The sequence below is a fragment of the Pantoea phyllosphaerae genome, from assembly GCF_051025595.1.
In the GTDB taxonomy this organism is placed as follows: domain Bacteria; phylum Pseudomonadota; class Gammaproteobacteria; order Enterobacterales; family Enterobacteriaceae; genus Pantoea.
The window spans coordinates 39,887-60,926 of the sequence record NZ_JBPFDE010000010.1 but is presented as its reverse complement, the minus strand read 5'-3'; the positions used below and the strand labels follow the sequence as shown (position 1 = coordinate 60,926).

The 21,040-nt window shown below is 60.6% G+C and carries 20 protein-coding genes; 3 read left to right on the top strand and 17 right to left on the bottom strand.

The window, feature by feature from the left end; translation table 11 throughout:
- Positions 1 to 124: 124 nt before the first annotated feature.
- The 5 genes from glrR to purL all read right to left on the bottom strand — a co-directional run bounded on the left by glrR (position 125) and on the right by purL (position 8,000).
- Positions 125 to 1,459, bottom strand: a complete 1,335-nt coding sequence (gene glrR / locus ACR6A7_RS14370) for a two-component system response regulator GlrR (RefSeq protein ID WP_434125593.1) — start codon at positions 1,457 to 1,459, stop codon at positions 125 to 127.
- Positions 1,459 to 2,127, bottom strand: coding sequence for a two-component system QseEF-associated lipoprotein QseG (qseG, locus tag ACR6A7_RS14365; RefSeq protein WP_434125591.1), 669 nt, complete (start codon positions 2,125 to 2,127; stop codon positions 1,459 to 1,461). The genes glrR and qseG overlap by 1 nt, the downstream gene beginning before the upstream one ends.
- Positions 2,128 to 2,130: 3 nt before the next feature.
- The gene (locus ACR6A7_RS14360; protein WP_434125590.1) at positions 2,131 to 3,558 is read right to left on the bottom strand and encodes a sensor histidine kinase; all 1,428 of its coding nucleotides are present in this window, start codon (positions 3,556 to 3,558) and stop codon (positions 2,131 to 2,133) included.
- Positions 3,559 to 3,791: 233 nt separating this feature from the next.
- Positions 3,792 to 4,079 (bottom strand): hypothetical protein, encoded by a 288-nt coding sequence (locus ACR6A7_RS14355; RefSeq protein WP_434125588.1) that lies wholly within the window; start codon positions 4,077 to 4,079, stop codon positions 3,792 to 3,794.
- Positions 4,080 to 4,109: 30 nt separating this feature from the next.
- Positions 4,110 to 8,000 (bottom strand): phosphoribosylformylglycinamidine synthase, encoded by a 3,891-nt coding sequence (gene purL, locus ACR6A7_RS14350; RefSeq protein WP_434125586.1) that lies wholly within the window; start codon positions 7,998 to 8,000, stop codon positions 4,110 to 4,112.
- 265 nt (positions 8,001 to 8,265) lie between these two features.
- Here purL and mltF point away from each other — a divergent pair, with 265 nt between their 5' ends.
- Complete coding sequence (gene mltF, locus ACR6A7_RS14345; RefSeq protein WP_434125585.1) at positions 8,266 to 9,723, top strand: membrane-bound lytic murein transglycosylase MltF; 1,458 nt, start codon at positions 8,266 to 8,268, stop codon at positions 9,721 to 9,723.
- Positions 9,724 to 9,754: 31 nt separating this feature from the next.
- Here mltF and tadA read toward each other — a convergent pair whose 3' ends face one another.
- Together tadA and yfhb are read right to left on the bottom strand one after the other, a co-directional pair.
- A complete protein-coding gene (gene tadA, locus ACR6A7_RS14340) occupies positions 9,755 to 10,252 on the bottom strand; it encodes a tRNA adenosine(34) deaminase TadA (RefSeq protein WP_434125584.1) in 498 nt (165 codons plus the stop codon).
- Positions 10,253 to 10,323: 71 nt separating this feature from the next.
- Complete coding sequence (gene yfhb / locus ACR6A7_RS14335; protein WP_434125583.1) at positions 10,324 to 10,962, bottom strand: phosphatidylglycerophosphatase C; 639 nt, start codon at positions 10,960 to 10,962, stop codon at positions 10,324 to 10,326.
- A gap of 170 nt (positions 10,963 to 11,132) precedes the next feature.
- On the opposite strand from yfhb, the gene ACR6A7_RS14330 reads away from it, so the two are divergent.
- Together ACR6A7_RS14330 and ACR6A7_RS14325 are read left to right on the top strand one after the other, a co-directional pair.
- On the top strand, positions 11,133 to 11,972 hold the full coding sequence (locus tag ACR6A7_RS14330) for a MurR/RpiR family transcriptional regulator (RefSeq protein WP_434125581.1): 840 nt from the start codon (positions 11,133 to 11,135) through the stop codon (positions 11,970 to 11,972).
- A 50-nt stretch (positions 11,973 to 12,022) separates the two neighbouring features.
- The gene (locus tag ACR6A7_RS14325) at positions 12,023 to 12,271 is read left to right on the top strand and encodes a YfhL family 4Fe-4S dicluster ferredoxin (protein ID WP_033791866.1); all 249 of its coding nucleotides are present in this window, start codon (positions 12,023 to 12,025) and stop codon (positions 12,269 to 12,271) included.
- On the opposite strand, the gene acpS is transcribed toward ACR6A7_RS14325, so the two are convergent.
- The 10 genes from acpS to rseA all read right to left on the bottom strand — a co-directional run bounded on the left by acpS (position 12,268) and on the right by rseA (position 21,015).
- A complete protein-coding gene (gene acpS, locus ACR6A7_RS14320; protein WP_434125580.1) occupies positions 12,268 to 12,648 on the bottom strand; it encodes a holo-ACP synthase in 381 nt (126 codons plus the stop codon). The genes ACR6A7_RS14325 and acpS overlap by 4 nt on opposite strands.
- On the bottom strand, positions 12,648 to 13,379 hold the full coding sequence (pdxJ, locus tag ACR6A7_RS14315) for a pyridoxine 5'-phosphate synthase (RefSeq protein WP_033754003.1): 732 nt from the start codon (positions 13,377 to 13,379) through the stop codon (positions 12,648 to 12,650). Before pdxJ ends, acpS begins: the two co-directional genes overlap by 1 nt.
- Before the next feature lie 66 nt (positions 13,380 to 13,445).
- On the bottom strand, positions 13,446 to 14,174 hold the full coding sequence (recO, locus tag ACR6A7_RS14310; RefSeq protein ID WP_434125578.1) for a DNA repair protein RecO: 729 nt from the start codon (positions 14,172 to 14,174) through the stop codon (positions 13,446 to 13,448).
- 4 nt (positions 14,175 to 14,178) lie between these two features.
- A complete protein-coding gene (gene era, locus ACR6A7_RS14305; protein ID WP_103794383.1) occupies positions 14,179 to 15,084 on the bottom strand; it encodes a GTPase Era in 906 nt (301 codons plus the stop codon).
- Between the two features lie 45 nt (positions 15,085 to 15,129).
- Positions 15,130 to 15,810 carry a ribonuclease III gene (rnc, locus tag ACR6A7_RS14300; RefSeq protein WP_033754012.1) on the bottom strand — a complete coding sequence of 227 codons (681 nt, stop codon included), beginning with the start codon at positions 15,808 to 15,810 and terminating at the stop codon, positions 15,130 to 15,132.
- A 133-nt stretch (positions 15,811 to 15,943) separates the two neighbouring features.
- Entirely contained in the window at positions 15,944 to 16,918 is a 975-nt protein-coding gene (gene lepB / locus ACR6A7_RS14295; protein ID WP_434125576.1) for a signal peptidase I, read from the bottom strand.
- A 9-nt stretch (positions 16,919 to 16,927) separates the two neighbouring features.
- Positions 16,928 to 18,727 (bottom strand): translation elongation factor 4, encoded by a 1,800-nt coding sequence (gene lepA / locus ACR6A7_RS14290; protein WP_434125574.1) that lies wholly within the window; start codon positions 18,725 to 18,727, stop codon positions 16,928 to 16,930.
- Between the two features lie 217 nt (positions 18,728 to 18,944).
- A complete protein-coding gene (gene rseC / locus ACR6A7_RS14285; RefSeq protein ID WP_434125572.1) occupies positions 18,945 to 19,409 on the bottom strand; it encodes a SoxR-reducing system protein RseC in 465 nt (154 codons plus the stop codon).
- Complete coding sequence (gene rseB / locus ACR6A7_RS14280; protein WP_434125570.1) at positions 19,406 to 20,362, bottom strand: sigma-E factor regulatory protein RseB; 957 nt, start codon at positions 20,360 to 20,362, stop codon at positions 19,406 to 19,408. Before rseB ends, rseC begins: the two co-directional genes overlap by 4 nt.
- Positions 20,362 to 21,015: an anti-sigma-E factor RseA gene (gene rseA, locus ACR6A7_RS14275; RefSeq protein ID WP_434125569.1), complete on the bottom strand. Its 654-nt coding sequence runs from the start codon at positions 21,013 to 21,015 to the stop codon at positions 20,362 to 20,364. The genes rseB and rseA overlap by 1 nt, the downstream gene beginning before the upstream one ends.
- Between the last annotated feature and the right edge of the window lie 25 nt (positions 21,016 to 21,040).

Genomic DNA, 21,040 nt, shown 5'->3' with positions numbered 1-21,040 from the left:
CGTGGCCGGATGGGGTGCTGTAAGTATAGACCCGCAGCCGCTGGCTACAGGCGCATTGCCCGCAACGCATCCCGGCCGCCGGGGCATTCGTCGACGCTCTCAGGCGCTTCATCGCGCCAGAAAGCTACTCTTTAAAATCGCTGGCGTCCAGTTCATGTCGGGACAGCAGCTTATAAAACTCGGTGCGATTGCGCCCGGCCAGTCGGGCGGCATGGGTGACATTGCCTTTGGTCATCTGCAACAGCTTACGCAGGTAGTTCAGCTCAAACTGGTTGCGCGCTTCGACAAAAGTTGGCAATACGCTGTTCTCGCCGCTCAGCGCCTGCTCGACCAGCGCATCGCTGATCACCGGCGACGAGGTCAGCGCGACGCATTGCTCGATGACATTGACCAGCTGGCGAACGTTGCCCGGCCAGCTCGCCGTCATCAGCCGCTTCATCGCATCTACGGAGAAGCTGCGCACAAAGGGTTTATGCCGATCCGCCGCCTGACGCAGCAGATGGCCAGCGAGCAGCGGAATATCTTCCGTGCGCTCATGCAGCGCCGGCAGCTTAAGATTGACCACGTTGAGGCGGTAAAAGAGATCTTCACGGAACTCTTTCTTCTCCATCGCCTTCGGCAGGTCGCGATGCGTGGCGGAGATAATGCGCACGTTAATGTCGATATCGTGATTGCTGCCGAGCGGACGAATTTTACGCTCCTGCAGCACGCGCAGCAGCTTGACCTGCAGCGACGGCGGCATATCGCCGATTTCGTCCAGAAACAGCGTGCCGCCTTCCGCCGCCTGAAACAGCCCCTCCCGCGCGCTGACCGCGCCGGTAAAGGCGCCGCGAGCGTGACCAAACAGCTCTGATTCCAGCAGCTGCTCCGGCAGCGCGCCGCAGTTAATGGCGACAAAAGGTTTGCCCGCGCGCGGGCTGGCGGCGTGGATCGCCTGCGCCAGCACCTCTTTGCCGCTGCCGCTCTGGCCGTTAATTAAGACGCTAACGTCGGACTGCGCCACCATGTGCGCCTGCTCCAGCAGCCGCAGCATAATCGGGCTGCGGGTGACAATCGCTTCGCGCCAGCGGTCGTCACTGGCTGGCGCGCGCTGCGCCAGCGCGTCGTCGATCGCTTTATAAAGCGCGTCGCGGTCTACCGGCTTGGTCAGGAAGCTGAATACCCCCTGCTGCGTGGCGGAGACGGCGTCGGGAATCGAGCCGTGCGCGGTGAGAATAATCACCGGCAGGCTGGGGTTACGCTTCTGGATCTCGCCGAACAGCGCCAGCCCGTCCATCTCATCCATACGCAAATCGCTGATGACGAGATCGATCTGCTCTTTTTGCAGCAGGCGCAGCGCTTCCGGCCCGCTGGCGGCGGTAGTGACCTGGTAACCTTCGCTGCTGAGGCGCATCCCCAGCAGCTTCAGCAGGCTGGGATCGTCATCCACCAGCAGCAGACGTGCGGATTGTCTGGCCATTAAGGCTCCTCATGTGGCGAGGTTTCCGGCGCATGGCCGCTTTCGGTGACGTCCGGCGTTTTACGCGAAGAGAGCTGACGTTCGATATCCGTCAGGCGCTCCAGCTTATGCTGCGTGTCGTTAAGGGTCTGGCGCAGCTGCGTCTGCTGCTGACGCAGCGTGTCGAGCTGTGCATCGCTGCTTTGCTGCAAATGCGCAAAGCGCGTGCGCGTTTCGCTGAGATCGAGCTGCGCGACCTGGTTGCTGCGCCACAGCTGAATCAGCGGGCGCACCGCGCCGGGAAAGCGGGCACTGTACGCATCCAGCACGTCGACGTAACCGCGGCGTTCCAGCGGCGTAACGTTGCCGTTAGCCATCAGGATGCCGTTTTTAAAGGCGCGCGCCCAGCCTTCTACCGGCCAGCGATGCGCTTCCGCACGCGCCTCTGCGGGCGACAGGCGCTCAGCGCAGTCGATGGCGCGCAGCCAGTAGAGCGGATTCCCCGTTGCCGTCGCGCTTTCGTTGCGCCAGACGCTGGCGCAGTCGGTCGCCAGATAATCGGGAAGCCTGACCTCCGGCTCGGCGACGACGGCGTCGCGATGCGCGGACGAGGCGGCCGGGGAGGCGCTGCAGCCGCTGAGCGAAAGGCTCAGCAGCGCAGTAAAAAGTGAGGCGAAGACGATATTCATCTGTCAGTGATTCCCGGCTGTGTGATTCAGTACAATGCGAAAACAAACGTCGGCATCTTTGCTGTCGATCAGCAGCAGATCCCCCTGCATGCGGCGCAGACAGTCTTTGGCGATGCTCAGTCCCAGCCCGCTGCCCTTGACCGGCCCTTTGCGCTGCAGGCTCCCCTGAAAAAAGGGTTCGAATATCATTTCCCGTTCTTTAGCGGGAATCGGCGTGCCGCTGTTGGCGACCTCTATCCACACCTTGTCGCCGTGCAGCTGGCTGCGCAGCCAGATGCTACCGGATTCGCCGCCATAGTTCACGGCGTTAGAGTATAAGTTGTCAATAACGCGCATCAGCAGCATTGGCTCCGCCAGACAGCTTTTCACCTGAAGGTCGCAATGTACATGCATCAGCTTAGCGCGCGCCGGTAGCGCATGGGCACCGACCACCATATCCACCAGCTCGTCGATATCCACCCTCTCCAGCGTCGTCGGCCCCTCTGCCAGCTTGCGGTTGTAGTCGAGCAGCTGCTCAATCAGGCGCTGCAGATGACGGCTGCTGGTATCCAGGATCGCCACGACCTCTTTCTGGTCGCCGTTCAGCGCGCCCACCACCTCGTCCGCCAGCAGCTCCGTGCCCTCGCGCAGGCTGGCGAGCGGCGTCTTCAGCTCGTGGGAGAGGTGGCGCAGGAACGCATGGCGCTGCGTCTCGAGCCACGCCAGCCGCTCGCTGAGCCAGACGATGCGCTGCCCCAGCGAGCGCAGCTCACGCGGGCCGCGAAACGCCACGGTCGCGCCCAGCTCGCGTCCTTCGCCGAGCCGGTTAATCATGCGTTCGACGCTTTTTACCGGCCCGATAATCATGCGGGTAAACAGCAGCACCAGCGCCAGGCTGACGATAAACAGGATAAGCGCCTGCCAGCCGAAAAACTGGCCGCGATCGGCGATTTCGCGCTGCAGCTGCAGCCCGCGCGCGAACACCACTTCGCGCGTCTCCTGCACCAGCTGCGCATTCACGGCGGAAAAGCGCTCCAGCGCCTGCGAGGCCGCGTTGACCGGGTTGCCGTTATCGCACTTGAGTTCGGCGAGCTGCGGCAGCGTCGCGCGCAGGGTCTGAAACGCCGCCAGCTCAGGCAGGCTGGAGGCGTGAGCCTCGAGGATCTGGCTGTAGCGCACGCGCTGAGTCTCATAGAGGCGCGCCAGGGTGGCATCGCCCAGCACGCAATATTGCCGGTAGCTGCGCTCCAGCTCCAGCGCGGTGCGCGCCATCGCTTCGCTGCGGCGCACGTCGGTGAAGGTGTTGCGGTTGGTATCGACGGCCTGATCGCTTAACGCCGACAAACTTTCCCAGGCCTGCCAGGCCAGCACCAGCAGCGGCAGCAGCACCAGCAAAAACGCCATCAGCACCAGCTGGCGCAACGATCGGGGAAATAAACGCCATCTTCTCACGCGGTCGCTTCCTGTAAAAAAGGCTGTGAGAATGCTAGCGAAGTCCGCCGGTGGAAGATAGAGCGGAAATGAAAACGGCAGGCCTTTTGGCCTGCCGTGAGAGCGACGCCGCAGCATCGCCCGAAAAGAAGGTGGAGCCTAACTCAACGTTGCGCCCGATGCTTGATAACGTTGCAGAGCAAACGATTATCGGTTGGTGGACGGCAGGCTCCGTTTGGTGCGTCATTCAGTTTTTATGAGCTCTGCCGCCGACGCGGGGCAATCATAAACAGGAGAATGAGCCACGCGTTAATATTAGCAAAGTTCGTGCCAAAAAATAAATAGCTTTCTTTTTCATGAGGTTGCCAGCCTGCTTTGCTCTGTCCGTTGCCTGATGCACCTCTTCTGCTGTCGCTAAAACCCAACACATCGATACCCTGAGTATTAATCGCTGATTTATCATCAGGATAAATGTCTCCTTTTGGAGACAGCGAAAGGAGGCAGCTGTCGCCATTTGCCAACAGAGATAAAAAAGGAGACATCGCTGTCTCCTTGTGTCGTGCCGGGCGGGATTAGCCCAGCTGTTTACGCGCGTTGCGGAAGATGCGCATCCATGGGCTGTCTTCGCCCCACTCCGCCGGATGCCAGGAGTTGCTTACCGTACGGAAAACGCGCTCCGGGTGCGGCATCATGATAGTCACGCGGCCGCTTTCGTTGGTCACCGCCGTGATGCCGTTAGGCGAGCCGTTCGGGTTAGCCGGGTAGGTTTCGGTCACCTTGCCGTAGTTATCGACAAAGCGCAGCGCAACCAGTCCTTTGGACTCCAGCGCCGCCAGATGCGCGCCGTCGCGGACTTCCACAAAGCCTTCGCCGTGCGAGACCGCAATCGGCATATGCGAGCCAGCCATGCCGTCCAGCAGCAGCGATGGGCTGGCGGCCACTTCCACCAGGCTGAAGCGCGCTTCAAAACGCTCTGACTGGTTGCGCACAAAGCGCGGCCAGAGTTCGCTGCCCGGGATCAGCTCGCGCAGGTTGGACATCATCTGACAGCCGTTGCAGACGCCCAGCGCCAGCGTCTGCGGACGATGGAAGAAGTTCTCGAACGTGTCGCGCACGCGGTTGTTGAACAGAATGGATTTCGCCCAGCCTTCACCAGCGCCCAGCACGTCGCCGTAGGAGAAGCCGCCGCACGCCACCAGCGCCTGGAATTCCTCCAGGCCGCGGCGTCCCGCCAGCAGATCGCTCATATGCACGTCGACCGCCGTAAAGCCTGCGCGATGGAACGCCGCCGCCATTTCGACGTGGGAGTTGACGCCCTGCTCGCGCAGCACCGCAACGCGCGGACGCGCACCGGTGGCGATCATCGGCGCGGCGACATCCTCTTCCGGATTAAAGGTCAGATGGACGTTGAGGCCAGGATCGTTGTCATCTTTACGCGCTTCATGCTCCTGATCGGCGCAGAGCGGGTTATCACGCAGGCGCTGCATCTGCCAGCTGGTTTCGCCCCACCAGGTACGCAGCGTGGTGCGGCTTTCGCTGTAGACCGCGCTGTCGCCGGAGCGAACCACAAAGCGGTCACCGCGCTGTGCGCTGCCGATAACGTGGCTGCACGCTGCCAGCCCCTGCTCCGCCAGCACCTTTTCCACGGCCGCGCGATCTTCAGCTCTAATCTGAATCACTGCGCCCAGCTCTTCGGTAAAGAGCGCGGCCAGCGCGTCGCTGCCCAGCGCAGCAATATCGACCTCGACGCCGCAGTGGCCGGTAAAGGCCATTTCCGCCAGCGTCACCAGCAGGCCGCCGTCTGAACGGTCGTGGTAAGCCAGCAGCTTCTGCTGTGCCACCAGCGCCTGAATGGCGTTAAAGAAGCCCGCCAGCTGCTGCGCGTCGCGCACGTCGGCGGGCTTGTCGCCCAGCTGACGGTAGACCTGCGAGAGCGCGGTGGCGCCCAGCGTATTGGCGCCGTTGCCCAGATCGATCAGCAGCAGCAGGTTTTCGCCGTCCGCCTGCAGCTCTGGCGTGACGGTGCGGCGCACATCTTCCACGCGGGCGAAGGCGGTAATGACCAGCGACAGCGGCGAAGTCATTTCGCGCTGCTCAATGCCCTCCTGCCAGCGAGTTTTCATCGACATAGAGTCTTTGCCCACCGGAATCGTGATGCCAAGCGCAGGACAGAGCGCTTCACCTACCGCCTTAACCGCTTCATAGAGGCCAGCATCTTCGCCAGGGTGGCCTGCCGCCGCCATCCAGTTAGCGGAGAGCTTCACGCGCTTGAGATCGCCAATCTGCGTCGCCGCCAGGTTAGTAAGCGCTTCGCCTACGGCCAGACGGCCGGAGGCGGCGAAATCGAGCAGCGCAACCGGCGCGCGCTCGCCCAGCGCGAAGGCCTCGCCGTGATAGCTGTCGAGGCTGGCGGTGGTGACCGCGCAGTTTGCCACCGGAATCTGCCACGGGCCGACCATCTGGTCGCGCGCCACCATGCCGGTAACGGTGCGGTCGCCGATGGTGACGAGGAAAGTTTTCTCCGCCACGGTCGGCAGGTGCAGCACGCGGTTTACCGCGTCGCTCAGGGTAATGCCGTCGCGCAGCAGCGGCTCACCTTTGGCCTGCTGCGTGACCACGTCGCGCGTCATCTTCGGCGTTTTGCCCAGCAGCACATCCAGCGGCATATCAATAGGCGTATTGTCAAAGTGGCTGTCGCTCAGGCTCAGGTGCTGCTCTTCGGTCGCTTCACCAATCACCGCGTAAGGTGCGCGCTCTCGCTGGCAGAGCGCGTCGAACTGCGCCAGCTTCTCAGGCGCTACCGCCAGCACATAACGCTCCTGCGACTCGTTGCACCACACTTCGAGCGGGCTCATGCCCGGCTCATCGTTCAGGATGTCGCGCAGGTTAAAGCGGCCGCCGCGGCCGCCGTCGCTCACCAGCTCCGGCATGGCGTTGGAGAGGCCGCCCGCGCCCACGTCGTGAATAAACAGAATCGGGTTCTCTTCGCCCATCTGCCAGCAGCGGTCGATCACCTCCTGGCAGCGGCGCTCCATTTCCGGGTTGTCGCGCTGCACCGAAGCGAAATCGAGATCGGCGTCGGACTGGCCTGACGCCATGGACGAAGCCGCGCCGCCGCCCAGGCCGATATTCATCGCCGGGCCGCCCAGCACGATCAGCTTCGCGCCCAGGGTAATCTCCCCTTTCTGCACGTGATCGGCGCGGATGTTGCCGATGCCGCCCGCCAGCATGATCGGCTTGTGGTAGCCGCGCAGCTCGACGCCGTTATGGCTGTTGACCCGCTCCTCATAGGTGCGGAAATAGCCGTTCAGCGCCGGACGCCCAAATTCGTTATTGAACGCCGCGCCGCCCAGCGGGCCTTCGGTCATGATATCCAGCGCGCTGACAATGCGGTCCGGCTTGCCGAAGTCCTCTTCCCAGGGCTGCTCAAAGCCGGGAATACGCAGGTTCGACACAGAGAAGCCGACCAGACCCGCTTTCGGCTTCGCACCGCGTCCGGTAGCGCCTTCGTCACGGATCTCGCCGCCGGAGCCGGTCGCGGCGCCGGGCCACGGTGAGATCGCCGTAGGATGGTTATGGGTTTCTACCTTCATCAGGATATGCGCAGCCTCCTGATGGTACTCATACTCGCCCTTTTGCGCGTCGGCGTAAAAGCGCCCCACTTCCGAGCCTTCCATGACCGCAGCGTTGTCTTTATAGGCTGACAGCACGTGGTCCGGGGTGCTCTCGAAGGTGTTTTTAATCATTTTAAACAGCGATTTCGGCTGTTTTTCGCCGTCAATAATCCAGTCGGCGTTGAAGATTTTATGACGGCAGTGCTCGGAGTTGGCCTGCGCGAACATATAGAGTTCGATGTCATTCGGGTTGCGGCCCAGTTGCTGGAAAGCTGCCAGCAGGTAGTCGATTTCATCGTCCGCCAGCGCCAGCCCCAGCGTGCGGTTCGCCTCTTCCAGCGCCTGACGGCCGTTATTCAGCACATCAACGCTTTTCAGCGGCTGCGGCTCGTGATGCGCGAACAGCGCTTCCGCCTGCGACAGATCGCTGAAAACCGTCTCCATCATGCGATCGTGCAGCAGCGCCTGAAGCGCCTGCCACTGTGCCTCGGTCAGCTGCGGCGCCTGCACATAGAAGGCCAGACCGCGCTCCAGGCGGCGCACCTGCGGCAGATCGCAGTTGTGCGCGATGTCGGTCGCTTTGGATGACCAGGGCGAAATGGTGCCGGGACGCGGCGTCACCAGCAGCAGGCGGCCTTGCGGCGCGTGTTCGGCGAGAGAAGGGCCGTATTTCAGCAGGCGCTGCAGGCGCGCTTTTTCATCAGCGTTCAGCGGTGCGCTGACATCGGCAAAATGGACGTACTCGGCGTAAATGTCACTCACCGGCAGGTGAGCGTCCTGAAAGCGGGTCAGCAGTTTGTTTACACGAAATGCCGACAGGGCGGGCGAACCACGCAGAATTTCCATCATTTAATCTCTCGTCAGAGCGCCGTGCGACGCTTCAAGGGGCACAACAGCAGAAAACGGGCGGTATTATAGAGAAACACCCCGCTCGACGAAACCGTTTGCGCATAATTTCTCTGCCTGCGGAATTGCCTGAATTTTGCGCAAAACCTGCTTTATAAGTTGCTCTACGCTGCCGAGTTGCGCAAAATGCCCCTCGCTCTGGGAGTTCAAAAAAGATCAATACTGCCTTTAAAAGACAGAGGCCTTGGAGCCAGCGAGAGACAACTATTTGAAACGCCTAAAATTAAACTATCTGCTGATCGGTCTCGTCACCCTGCTGCTGGCGATGGCGTTATGGCCATCGATCCCGTGGTACGGCAACGGACAGGATGCGATTTCGCAGATAAAATCGCGGGGAGTGCTGCGTATCAGTACCATCAATTCCCCGCTGACTTACTACACCATCAATAAAGCCCCGGCCGGTATGGATTACGAGCTGGCGAAGCGCTTTGCCGACTATCTGGGCGTTAAGCTCAAGGTCACGGTGCGCCCAAACCTCAGCGATCTGTTTGACGATCTCGACGACGGCAAGGCGGACCTGCTGGCAGCGGGCCTGATTTACAATGATGAAAGGCTGGCGCGCTATAAAACCGGGCCGAGCTACTACTCCGTGTCCCAGCAGATGGTCTATCGCGTTGATAAGCCACGTCCGAAGAACCTCGGCGATCTTAAAGGCGAGCTCAGGGTAGCTTCCGGCTCCGCCTATCTGTCGTCGCTGAAAACGGCGCGCGATAAACAGTTTCCCGATCTCAACTGGGTGATCTCCACCGATCAGTCGCCGAAAGCGCTACTGGAGGCGGTCGCTGACGGCAAGCTCGACTACACCATCGGCGATTCCGTCACCATCGCCCTGCTGCAGCGCATCCACCCGCAGCTGGCGGTGGCGTTTGACGTTACGGATGAAGAGCCGGTGACCTGGTATGTGCCACACAGCGACGACAGCAGCCTGAACGCCGCAATGCTCGACTTCTTCAGCTCAATGGGTGAAGAAGGCGTGATGGCGCGGCTGGAGGAGAAATATCTCGGCCACGTCGGCACCTTCGACTATGTCGATACCCGCACCTTCCTGCGCGCCATTGACGTGACGCTGCCGGAGATTAAACCGCTGTTTGAGAAGTATGCGGCCAGTATCGACTGGCGGCTGCTGGCGGCGATCTCCTATCAGGAGTCGCACTGGAATCCGCTGGCGACCTCGCCCACCGGCGTGCGTGGCATGATGATGCTGACGCGCAACACCGCTGACAGCCTGAACGTTGAGGATCGTACCGACACTGAGCAGAGCATTCGCGGCGGCAGCCTCTATCTACAGCGCATGATGGAAAAGGTGCCCGCGACCATTCCCGAAGATGAGCGCATCTGGTTCGCGCTGGCGGCCTACAATATGGGCTACGCCCATATGCTGGATGCGCGCAAGCTCACGGCGAAACAGGGCGGCAATCCTGACAGCTGGGCCGACGTCAAGCTGCGGCTACCGATGCTGAGCCAGAAACGCTACTACGCGCAGACCACCTACGGCTACGCGCGCGGCCACGAAGCCTATAACTACGTCGAGAATATCCGTAAGTATCAGCTGAGCCTGGTAGGCTATTTGCAGGAGCAGGAGAAACGCCTGGCCCAGCAGGCGGCGCAAGAGGCGGAGCTGGGCAGCGGCTATCCGGCGGTGGCGCCGGAAATCGCCATGAATTAGGCAAGGCGTAAAGCGCGGCGTTGAGGCCGCGTTAGTTCGTTCCGCGCTGCGCCTGACGCAGCGCTTTTTTTTGCTCGCGCCGCATGCGGAAAAAGTCGCTCAGCATCGCCGCGCACGCCTCCGCCAGCACGCCGCTCTGCAGCACGACCTGATGATTCATGCCGGGATGGCCGAGCACATCTATCAGTGAACCCGCCGCGCCGGTTTTCTCATCGCTGGCGCCGTAGACCAGCCGCGCGATGCGGCTGTGCACCATCGCGCCGGCGCACATCACGCAGGGCTCCAGCGTCACGTAGAGCGTGGTATCCAGCAGGCGATAGTTCTCCAGCACCTTGCCGCCCTGACGCAGCGCCATCATTTCGGCGTGGGCGGTCGGATCGTGCTGGCCGATGGGCCGGTTCCACCCTTCGCCGATAACGCGATCGCCCTGCACCAGCACCGCGCCGACCGGCACTTCGCCCTGTTCCCAGGCGATGCGCGCCAGCCGCAGCGCATGGCGCATCCAGTATTCGTCTTGAGATTGATTCACGCAGGCTCACTCCCGGCAGCAGCAAAGCGGCGCATTATAGCGATCCGGCGCGCAGAATCGAAGATGCAACCCTACTCCAGCTGCTGAAGTTCGCCGCGCGGCGTGACGCGCCAGCGGTGCTGGCAGAAAAAGAGCAGCGGATTATCCTGCTTACTGTCGCTGTAGCCGCTATAGAGCTGCAGCGGCGTGCCGATCTGCTCTTCGAGCTGAACCACTTTCTCATGGCCGAGGCAGCGCATCGCCAGCACGCGACCGCCGAAGCCGCGCCGCATCTGGCTGGCAATCAGTTTGACGCGCGGCAGAAACGCCGAGTCGAAGTAGACCTGCTCTACCAGCGGCTGCGGCGAGCCGGTAATCAGCCAGACGTCGGCATCGTCGCTGCTCAGATAGTCGGTCAGGCGCTGCTGCACCACCGGAAATGCGGTCACACGCTGGCGAAACCACTGCGCAAAGGCTGCTTCGCGGCGCAGCAGCGTGCGCTCCGAGCGGCCAAAGGTGATCGACCAGAGCAGCAGGCTCATCGGCCAGCGCGCCGCGCGCCCTTTAATCAGCAGTCCCAGCCCGACCACCGGCAGCAGCGGCACCACCAGCAGCAAGTTGAGCGGCTGACGCCAGAGCAAATAGCGCATAAAGGTGCCGAACATATCCTGCTGGTGCAGTGTGCCGTCCAGATCGAAAAACACCACGCGACGTTGTGTACCCTTGGTCAAAAAACGCTCCTTTCTGTTTTGTTCGCCCTATGGTTTTTTATTGTAGCCATCAACCGCGGCAGCGGCGAAGACAGCTATTTTTAATTCCAGTGGCTACAATGCCAGGTGAATAGTTTATTCTTCAGCAGAGACAAACATCTTACGGCAGGCTACCTAAACGAGGACCAGGCATGAGCTCATTGCTGCGCATTCGTCAGCTCTATCCGCGTCTGGCGCTAAACGAGCGTCGGCTGGCGGACTTTCTGTTGTCACAGCCGGATCGGGCGCGCCATCTCAGCTCGCAGAAGCTGGCTGAAGAGTCGGGCGTAAGCCAGTCGAGCGTGGTGAAATTCGCGCAGAAGCTGGGATACAAGGGCTTTCCGGCGCTTAAGCTGGCCCTGAGCGAGTCGCTGGCGGCTCGCGACGCTATTACCGTGCATAATCATATTCTCAGCGACGACTCGTTAAAAACCGTGGGTGAGAAGCTGCTTACCGAGAAGCTCTCGGCCATTCGCGCTACGCTCGATATCAACAGTGAAGAGAAGCTGAACCAGACGCTGCACTTGCTGAAAAATGCCCAGCGCATCGTATTGGTAGGCATTGGCGCGTCGGGGCTGGTAGCGAAAGACTTTTCCTGGAAGCTGATGAAGATTGGCATCAATGCGGTGGCGGAGCAGGATATGCACGCGCTGCTGGCCAGCGTGCAGGCGATGCGTCCCGGCGACGTGCTGCTGGCGATCTCTTATACCGGCGAGCGTAAAGAGATCAATTTGGCGGCGCAGGAAGCCGCGCAGATCGGCGCCTACGTGCTGGCGTTTACCGGCTTTACGCCCAACAGCCTGCAGCAGACCGCAACCCACTGTCTCTATACCGTCGCGGAAGAACAGAGCACGCGCAGCGCCGCCATCTCGTCGACCACGGCGCAGCTGGCATTGACCGACCTGCTGTTTATGGCGCTGGTGCAGAACGATCCAGAGCGCGCCGCCAGCCATATCCGCCACAGCGAAGCGCTGGTGAAAAAGCTGAACTAGGCGGCGAACGCGAGTATAATGGCGCCGTTTTTAGCTAATCAGGTGAAATCATGGCGCTGCTGATTACCGCCAAATGCATTAATTGCGATATGTGCGAACCCGAATGCCCTAACCAGGCGATTACACTCGGCGCGGAGATCTACGAGATCGACGCCAGCCGCTGCACCGAGTGCGTCGGGCATTACGATGCGCCAACCTGCCAGAGCGTCTGCCCTATCGATAACACCATTGTTATCGATCCACAGCACATCGAATCGCGCGATGCGCTGTGGGAGAAGTTCGTGGTGCTGCACCACTAGTTTTCGATAATCACCGTTGCGCAGGCGTAATGACGTTCATCCGCCAGCGTGACGTGAACCTGCCTGACGCCCAGCTTTTCCGCTACGTCGCTGGCGTGGTGGAAAAAGCGCAACCCCGGCTTGCCCAGCTCATCGTTGTACACTTCAAACTGATTGAACGCCAGTCCACCGCGAATGCCGGTGCCGAAGGCTTTGGCCGCCGCTTCCTTGACGGCGAAGCGCTTGGCCAGGAAGCGCACCGGCTGCTGATGACGCTGATATTGCTGCCACTCGGCTTCGCTCAGCACGCGCCGCGCCAGGCGGTCGCCAGAGCGCTCAATCACGCCGGCGATACGCTCGATTTCGACGATGTCGGTGCCCAGTCCGAGAATAGCCATTAGCGACGCGCTTCCCGCATCAGCAGCTTCATCTCTTTTACCGCGTCGGCCAGACCGCTGAAGAGCGCGCGGCCGATAATGGCGTGGCCGATATTCAGCTCGTGCATCTCCGGCAGGGCGGCGATCGGCTGGACGTTGTGGTAGGTCAGGCCGTGGCCGGCGTTGACCTTGAGGCCCAGGCTGGCGGCAAAGGTGGCGGCGTGACGGATGCGCGCCAGCTCAGCCTCGCGCGGCAACCCTTCCGGCGCCTCGGCGTAGGCGCCAGTATGAATTTCGATATAGGGTGCGCCGCTGGCGACCGCCGCCTCAATCTGGCGATGATCGGGGTCGATAAAGAGCGAAACCTGGATGCCCGCGTCGCTCAGCTGTTTCACCGCCGCGTTGATTTTTTCCTGCTGGCCCGCCACGTCGAGGCCGCCTTCGGTGGTCACCTCTTCGCGCTTCTCCGGCACCAGACAGACGAAGTGCGGCTGGATATCGCAGGCGATGCCTACCATCTCGTCGGTAACCGCCATCTCCAGGTTCATGCGCGTCTGGATGGTGTCGCGCAGAATCCGCACGTCGCGATCGGTGATATGGCGGCGATCTTCGCGCAGGTGCACGGTAATGCCTTCCGCGCCCGCCTGCTCGGCGACGAAAGCCGCCTGAACCGGATCGGGATAGTGGGTGCCGCGTGCGTTACGTACCGTGGCGATATGATCGATGTTGACCCCTAACAGCAACTCAGCCATGACAATCCTCAGCTTAACTATGTCGAAAAATCAGAGTGTACCGCGGCGCGCGGCGCAGGCACAGCGCTATGGGCTGGCGGCATCGGGCCGCTTTTTCGGCACGAACTGGCGAAACAGCTCGGTGCTCTTCAAGGGCTTGCCGCCCAGGTAGGGTTTCAGCGCGATGCGGGTAAAGCGCTTGGCGGCGCGCAGCGTGTCGGCATCGGGAAAGTCACGTTCCCACAGCGCGCGCAGCTGGCGGCCGGTGAAACTGCGCTGACCGGCGACCAGACTGGCGATAAAGCCCTTCTCTTCGCGGTAGCTGTAGGTCATGTTGTCGGTGACCGGTTCGCCGCTGCCGGCGCAGTGCAGAAAGTCGACGCCGTAGCCGAGATGACCCAGCAGCGCCAGCTCGAAACGACGCAGCGCCGGTTCAGGCGAGCTGGTGGCCGCCGCCAGCGTTTGCAGGCAGTTCAGGTAGTCGAAAAAGAGTTCTGTGAAGGGAAATTCCTGCTCCAGCACGCGCGACACCAGCTCGTTAACGTAGAGGCCGCAGTAGAGCGTAATGCCGCTGAGCGGCAGCGACAGCGAAACCGCTTCGGCTTTGGTGAGGGTTTTGACCTCGCCGCGCCCGGTCCAGCGAACCAGCAGCGGCGTGAAGGGCTGCAGCGTGCCTTTCAGCTGCGAGCGGCGCGCGCGCGCGCCTTTCGCCAGCACCCTGACCCGCCCATGACTTTCGCTGAAGAGGTCGAGCAGCAGGCTGGTTTCGCTGTAGGGGCGACTATGCAGCACAAAGGCGCGTTGCCAGCCTTCCATGGGATCAGAGGTCGTCTACGTAGCCCAGGCTGCGCAGCGCACGTTCGTCGTCGGCCCAGCCCGATTTCACTTTGACCCAGAGTTCGAGATGCACTTTGGCCTCGAACATCTCTTCCATATCTTTGCGCGCTTCAATGCCGATGGTTTTGATTTTGGCGCCTTTGTTGCCGATCACCATCTTCTTCTGCCCTTCGCGCTCGACGAGGATCAGGCCATTGATATCGTAGCCGCCGCGATCGTTACTGACGAACTGCTCGATCTCCACCGTCACCGAGTACGGCAGCTCAGCGCCAAGGAAGCGCATTAGCTTCTCGCGGATGATCTCCGACGCCATAAAGCGCTGCGAGCGGTCGGTGATGTAATCTTCCGGGAAGTGGTGGTCCGCCTGCGGCAGACGCTTGCGCACGATCGCCGCAATCGTATCGACGTTCTTTCCGCTTTCGGCGGAGATGGGCACGATGTCAAGGAAGTTCATCTGCTGGCTAAGGAACTGCAGGTGCGGCAGCAGAATGCTTTTATCCTGAATGTTGTCCACTTTGTTGATGGCCAGCACCACCGGCACTTTGTTGTCGCGCAGCTTGTTGAGCACCATCTCATCGTCCGGCGTCCAGCGCGTGCCTTCGACCACGAAAATGACCAGCTCGACGTCACCGATAGAGCTGCTGGCCGCGCGGTTCATCAGACGGTTGATGGCGCGCTTCTCTTCCATGTGCAGCCCGGGCGTATCCACATAGATGGCCTGATACTCGCCTTCGGTGTGAATGCCCATAATGCGGTGACGCGTGGTTTGCGGCTTACGCGAGGTGATCGACACCTTCTGCCCCAGCAGCTGGTTCAGTAAGGTGGATTTGCCGACGTTGGGTCGGCCGACAATCGCGACAAAGCCGCAATAGGTATTCTGTTCGCTCATTCGAGTCCTGACTTTTTCAGCGCCTGTTCAGGCGCCGGGATGTTGCTATTCGAGACCAAGCTTAATTAGCGCCTGTTCGGCGGCAGCCTGTTCTGCTTTACGGCGGCTGGAGCCTACGCCCACCACCGGTTCAGCCATGCCACTCACCTGACAGTGAATGGTGAATTCCTGATCGTGGGCTTCGCCACGCACCTGCACCACCAGATAGGACGGCAGCGGCAGATGACGCCCCTGCAGATACTCCTGCAGGCGGGTTTTCGGATCTTTTTGTTTGTCGCCTGGGCTAATCTGCTCAAGGCGCGACTGATACCAGTCAAGGATCAGCTTTTCCACCGTCTGGATATTGCTGTCGAGGAAAATGCCGCCGATCAGCGCTTCTACCGTATCCGCCAGGATGGATTCGCGGCGAAATCCGCCGCTTTTCAGTTCACCCGGTCCCAGGCGCAAACATTCGCCGAGGTCAAACTCTCGCGCCATCTCCGCCAGCGTGTTGCCACGCACCAGCGTCGCGCGCATGCGGCTCATATCGCCCTCGTCGACGCGAGGGAAGCGATGATAGAGCGCGTTGGCGATCACATAGCTGAGAATGGAATCGCCAAGAAATTCGAGACGCTCGTTGTGCTTACTGCTGGCGCTGCGGTGCGTTAGCGCCTGTTGCAAGAGTTCCGGATGAGTAAAAGTGTAGCCCAGTTTGCGCTGAAGCTTATTAATGAGGATGGGGTTCATGCGATTCCAGTTCTTTTGTGCGTCTGTGACTCTGCATACGAAACAGGGCTGGCTTTCCAACACATTCTGTTTCGTGTGCAGTGGCCCCCCGCAGGAGGCCAACCGTTTTGCCCGTTTATCCGGGCCAGATGACTCAGTGAATGCCGCCGATACGGCTCAGGCGTACGCCCGTCGGCCACTGACCTTCCTGCTTGTCAAAGCTCATCCAGATGGCAACCGCTTTGCCGACCAGATTGCGTTCCGGGACAAAGCCCCAGTAGCGACTGTCGGCGCTGTTGTCGCGGTTATCGCCCATCATGAAATATTGACCCTGTGGCACGACCCAGGTCGCCTGCGGCTGGCCCGGCTGCTGATAATACATGCTCGCCTGACTCTGCGCTTCGTTTACCAGCAAAATATCGTGCGTGACGTTGCCCAGCGTCTCTTTACGGGTACCGAGACGCAGTCCGCCGCGCATGGTTTCGCCCTGCGGCACCTGATAGAAACCGTTGCCCGCCTCATTGCCGTCAAAACCGCTAAAGGTCTGGATGAAGTTGCTCGGCTCGATATTGGTGTAGGTGATCGGCAGCGCGCTGGCACAGCGCTGGCCAGCGGCGCAGTTCGGGCTGACGGTCAGGGTTTTGCTGTAGGGATCGAACACCACTTTGTCGCCCGGCAGGCCGATGACGCGCTTGATGTAATCCAGGCTGGGATCTTTCGGGTATTTAAATACCGCAATATCGCCACGCTGCGGATGCCCGGTCGGGATCAGCGTCGTCTGGGTGATCGGATCTTTGATGCCGTAGGCAAACTTCTCCACCAGGATAAAATCGCCGATCAGCAGCGTCGGCATCATGGAGCCGGACGGGATCTGGAATGGCTCATAGATAAACGAGCGCACCACGAACACCACCAGCAGCACCGGGAAGACCGACGCGGCAGTCTCTACCCAGCCAGGCTGGCCGTTGACTTTCGCCAGCGTTTTTTCGTCGAGGGTATGGCCGGCCGCAGCCTGCGCTTCCGCTCGTTTAGCCCGGCGCGCCGGCGCCCACTTGACGCGATCGATACACCAGATAATGCCGGTAATCAGCGTCGCGAGCGCCAGAACCAGGGCGAACATATTAGCCATTAGGTATCCTTATTTGCTGTCCTTGCCGACATGCAGAATAGCGAGGAAGGCTTCCTGCGGCAGCTCGACGTTGCCGACCTGCTTCATGCGCTTCTTGCCATCTTTCTGCTTCTGCAACAGTTTCTTCTTACGGCTGACGTCACCGCCATAGCACTTGGCGAGCACGTTTTTACGCAGCTGCTTCACGGTCGAGCGCGCGATGATATGAGTGCCGATCGCCGCCTGGATCGCAATGTCGAACTGCTGGCGAGGGATAAGATCTTTCATCTTCTCAACCAGCTCGCGGCCGCGATACTGCGAATTGTCGCGGTGGGTAATCAGCGCCAGCGCATCGACGCGCTCGGCGTTGATCAGCACGTCGACGCGCACCATGTCGGAAGCCTGGAAACGTTTAAAGTTGTAATCCAGCGAGGCGTAACCGCGCGAGGTCGACTTCAGACGGTCGAAGAAGTCGAGCACCACTTCCGCCATCGGGATGTCGTAGGTCAGCGCGACCTGGTTGCCGTGGTAGACCATGTTGGTCTGCACGCCGCGCTTCTCGATGCAGAGCGTAATGACGTTGCCCAGATACTCCTGCGGCAGCAGCATATGACACTCGGCGATCGGCTCGCGCAGCTCTTCAATATTGTTCAGCGGCGGCAGCTTAGAGGGGCTGTCGACGTAAATGATTTCGCCGCTCGTGGTCTCCACTTCATACACTACGGTCGGCGCGGTGGTGATTAGATCGAGATCGTATTCACGCTCCAGGCGCTCCTGGATGATCTCCATATGCAGCAGGCCCAGGAAGCCGCAGCGGAAGCCGAAGCCGAGCGCGGTAGAGCTTTCCGGCTCATAGAACAGCGAGGCGTCGTTCAGGCTCAGCTTGCCGAGCGCGTCGCGGAAGGCTTCGTAGTCGTCAGAGCTGACCGGGAACAGGCCGGCATAGACCTGCGGCTTCACTTTTTTGAAGCCTGGCAGCGCTTTATCCGCCGGGTTGCGCGCCAGCGTCAGGGTATCGCCCACTGGTGCGCCAAGGATATCTTTGATGGCGCAGACCAGCCAGCCTACTTCGCCGCAGTTCAGCTGCGTGCGGTCAACCTGCTTCGGGGTGAAGATGCCGAGGCGATCGGCGTTGTACACCTGGCCGGTGCTCATGACTTTGACCTTGTCGCCTTTGCGCAGCGTGCCGTTTTTCACGCGGATTAGCGAGACCACGCCAAGGTAGTTATCGAACCATGAGTCGATAATCAGCGCCTGCAGCGGACCTTCCGGATCGCCTTCCGGCGGCGGAATATCACGCACCAGGCGCTCCAGCACTTCCGGCACGCCGACGCCGGTTTTCGCCGAGCAGCGCACCGCATCGGTGGCGTCGATGCCGACGATATCTTCAATCTCCTGCGCCGCGCGTTCCGGATCGGCAGCAGGCAGATCGATCTTATTCAGTACCGGCACAACTTCCAGATCCATCTCAATCGCGGTATAGCAGTTCGCCAGGGTCTGCGCCTCGACGCCCTGTCCTGCGTCCACCACCAGCAGCGCGCCTTCGCAGGCCGCCAGCGAGCGCGACACTTCATAAGAGAAGTCGACGTGCCCTGGGGTATCGATGAAATTGAGCTGGTAAGTTTCGCCGTTGAGCGCTTTGTAATCGAGCGTCACGCTCTGCGCTTTGATAGTAATGCCGCGCTCGCGCTCCAGGTCCATTGAGTCGAGAACCTGCGCCGCCATCTCGCGATCGGTCAGGCCGCCACAGATTTGAATCAGGCGGTCAGAGAGCGTCGATTTACCATGGTCAATGTGCGCGATGATGGAGAAGTTTCTTATGTGCTTCATTTATATGAATATCTTCACGTAGAAAAACAGTTGAGAACCTGAGCACAGACACATTCAGGAAGATCGCTCTTTACCTACAATCCTGTCAGCCTCATTAATGACGACGCATATTACACTGTTAAGGCCGCGCATAAAAGAATGGAACGTTGCGGAATCACAACACTTTTTGACGAGAAACAGGCGCTAAAAGGCCGCGATATACGCGGCCTGCAGAGGATTAGGCTTCGCTTTCCACCCGCAGGTCGTCAGGCGGCAGCGCCACGCTCAGAATGACGGGCTGAAAAGCGGCGCGATCGCCGACTTTCAGGGAGACGCCTTTGGCGACGATAAAGCCGCCGATGCCGCCGAGCAGCGCGCCGCAGGCTGCCGCCAGATCGCTGTGAAACAGCACCTGAAACAGGCCCGCCAGCAGGAAGAGCCCAAACAGCGGCGTCATATAGACCAGCAGCGCCGAACCGAGCAGGCTGCTCTCTCTGATGCCGAGTTCGATACGCTGACCGGGCTGAAGCGGCGTCGCGCTGGCGATTTCCATCACGTGAGCATCTTTCGGCCCCAGCTTGTTCAACATATGGCTGCCGCAGCCTTTGCGTGCCGAGCAGCTGTTGCAGGAGGTTTTCGCCTCTGTATGCAGCGTAGCGATGCCGTCACGCCATGCCACGACCGTGGCCCACTCTCTCATCATCGTTGCGACCCCAAATCAATACTGTCCGCTATGCGTTTTGCCGTTGCGGGCGGCAGTTCGCCCACCACGGTAATCTCGCTATTATTGCGCACTTCGGTCTGCACCGTACGACGTCCTGTGCGCAATGTCTGCGTGACGCTGCTTTTGTCGGCTGGCGTAATATTGATGGCAAAGCTGAACAGGCCGTCGCTGTACAGACGCGATTCAACGGTTTTATTCATCGCCGGAATATCGCGTCGGCTCTGGGACACCAGCTTCATGCCCGCCGGCACCCAGGCTGGCTGCCAGCTGAGGTTTACCTTCTCCCCTTCAGGCACCGAAAGCGACGGCGGCAGATTCGCCTTTTGCAGACCCTGCATCAGATTGCGCACGCCTTCGTCGACCGCGAAGCTAATCACGCGGAACTGCTCCAGCGTTTCGCCGTCGCGATCCAGCAGATCGATACGCAGCGGCAGTTTGGTGTCCACATCGAGCCAGACGACATAGCTGTAGCGCGTGCCGTCGCGCGAAACGATGCGAATTACCTCGCACAGCTGATCGGCGATGCGCGAACGCCCTACCGGAATAAAATCCCACGCGCTGGCAAGCTGAGCGAAATCAGCAAAGATGGGCGACGGCAAGGCGTCGATAATATTTTGACCGGGCAGAGAGAAAGGATCGAGGCCGGGTTCGAAATAGCTGATATCGCCGCCGCGCTGGATCACCTCGCGGCGCGGGCCGTCCATCTGCAGCAGCTGCGCATAGACGCGATTATCGATCACCGCGTGACGATAACGCAGCGACTCGATGCCGATGCGCGAGACGTTGATATAAGCGAATTCGTAGTTAAGGTTCTGGCTTGCCTGCTCCATCTGCTGTAACAACGCCCCGGACGCAGATATCTGCGCCGGGGCGGTAGATGACCAAAGCAGGCTGCCTGCCAGCAGGCTAACGGCGCACCAAAGCTGCTTCATTACTGCTGTTGCGTACCTAAGGACTGGTTGCCGGGAACGTTCGCCTGTGCCTGCTGCGGCGAGTTAGTTTCGAACTGCAGACGATCGGAGTGCAGACGGCGCTGCAGCTCGTAATCCTGCAGCATCGCGTTAACGCGACGGCGCTGCTCCTGAACCTGCTGGCTGGAGCCGCTGGTGTCAAAGGCGTCAGACGGCACGCCAAGGCTGACCGGCGATGCCTTGCCCATCATCGGCAGCGTGTTGAACACCGGCGAATCAGACGGTTCCGCGCTGGTGCCGCTCGGCTGGTTGTAGTGCTGTACGCCCACAATAACCGCCAGCGATACGCACGCCGCTACACCAACCTGAGTCAGCTGCGCTGCCCAGGGGCGCATTTTGCGCCAGAAAGGCATCTTCGCAACGCTGGCCGGTTCGGGCTGAGATTCAACGATCAGCGGCGTCACCTTGCGGGCCGGCTCTTGTTCAAGGGCCGCCGCAACGCGCGCGGAGATATCGAAGTGCAGCACATCGCCTACATCACCGCGCACGGTGTCGCGGATAAGATGATAGCTAGTCCAGCGCTGTTGCAGCTCTGCATCCTGAGATAGTGCTGACAGCAGCGCGTTATCGAGCGCCTCGCCATCCATCAAAGCGGAAAGTTGTTCTTTCTGCATGCCTAAGTACCCTTCCAGTAGCCGT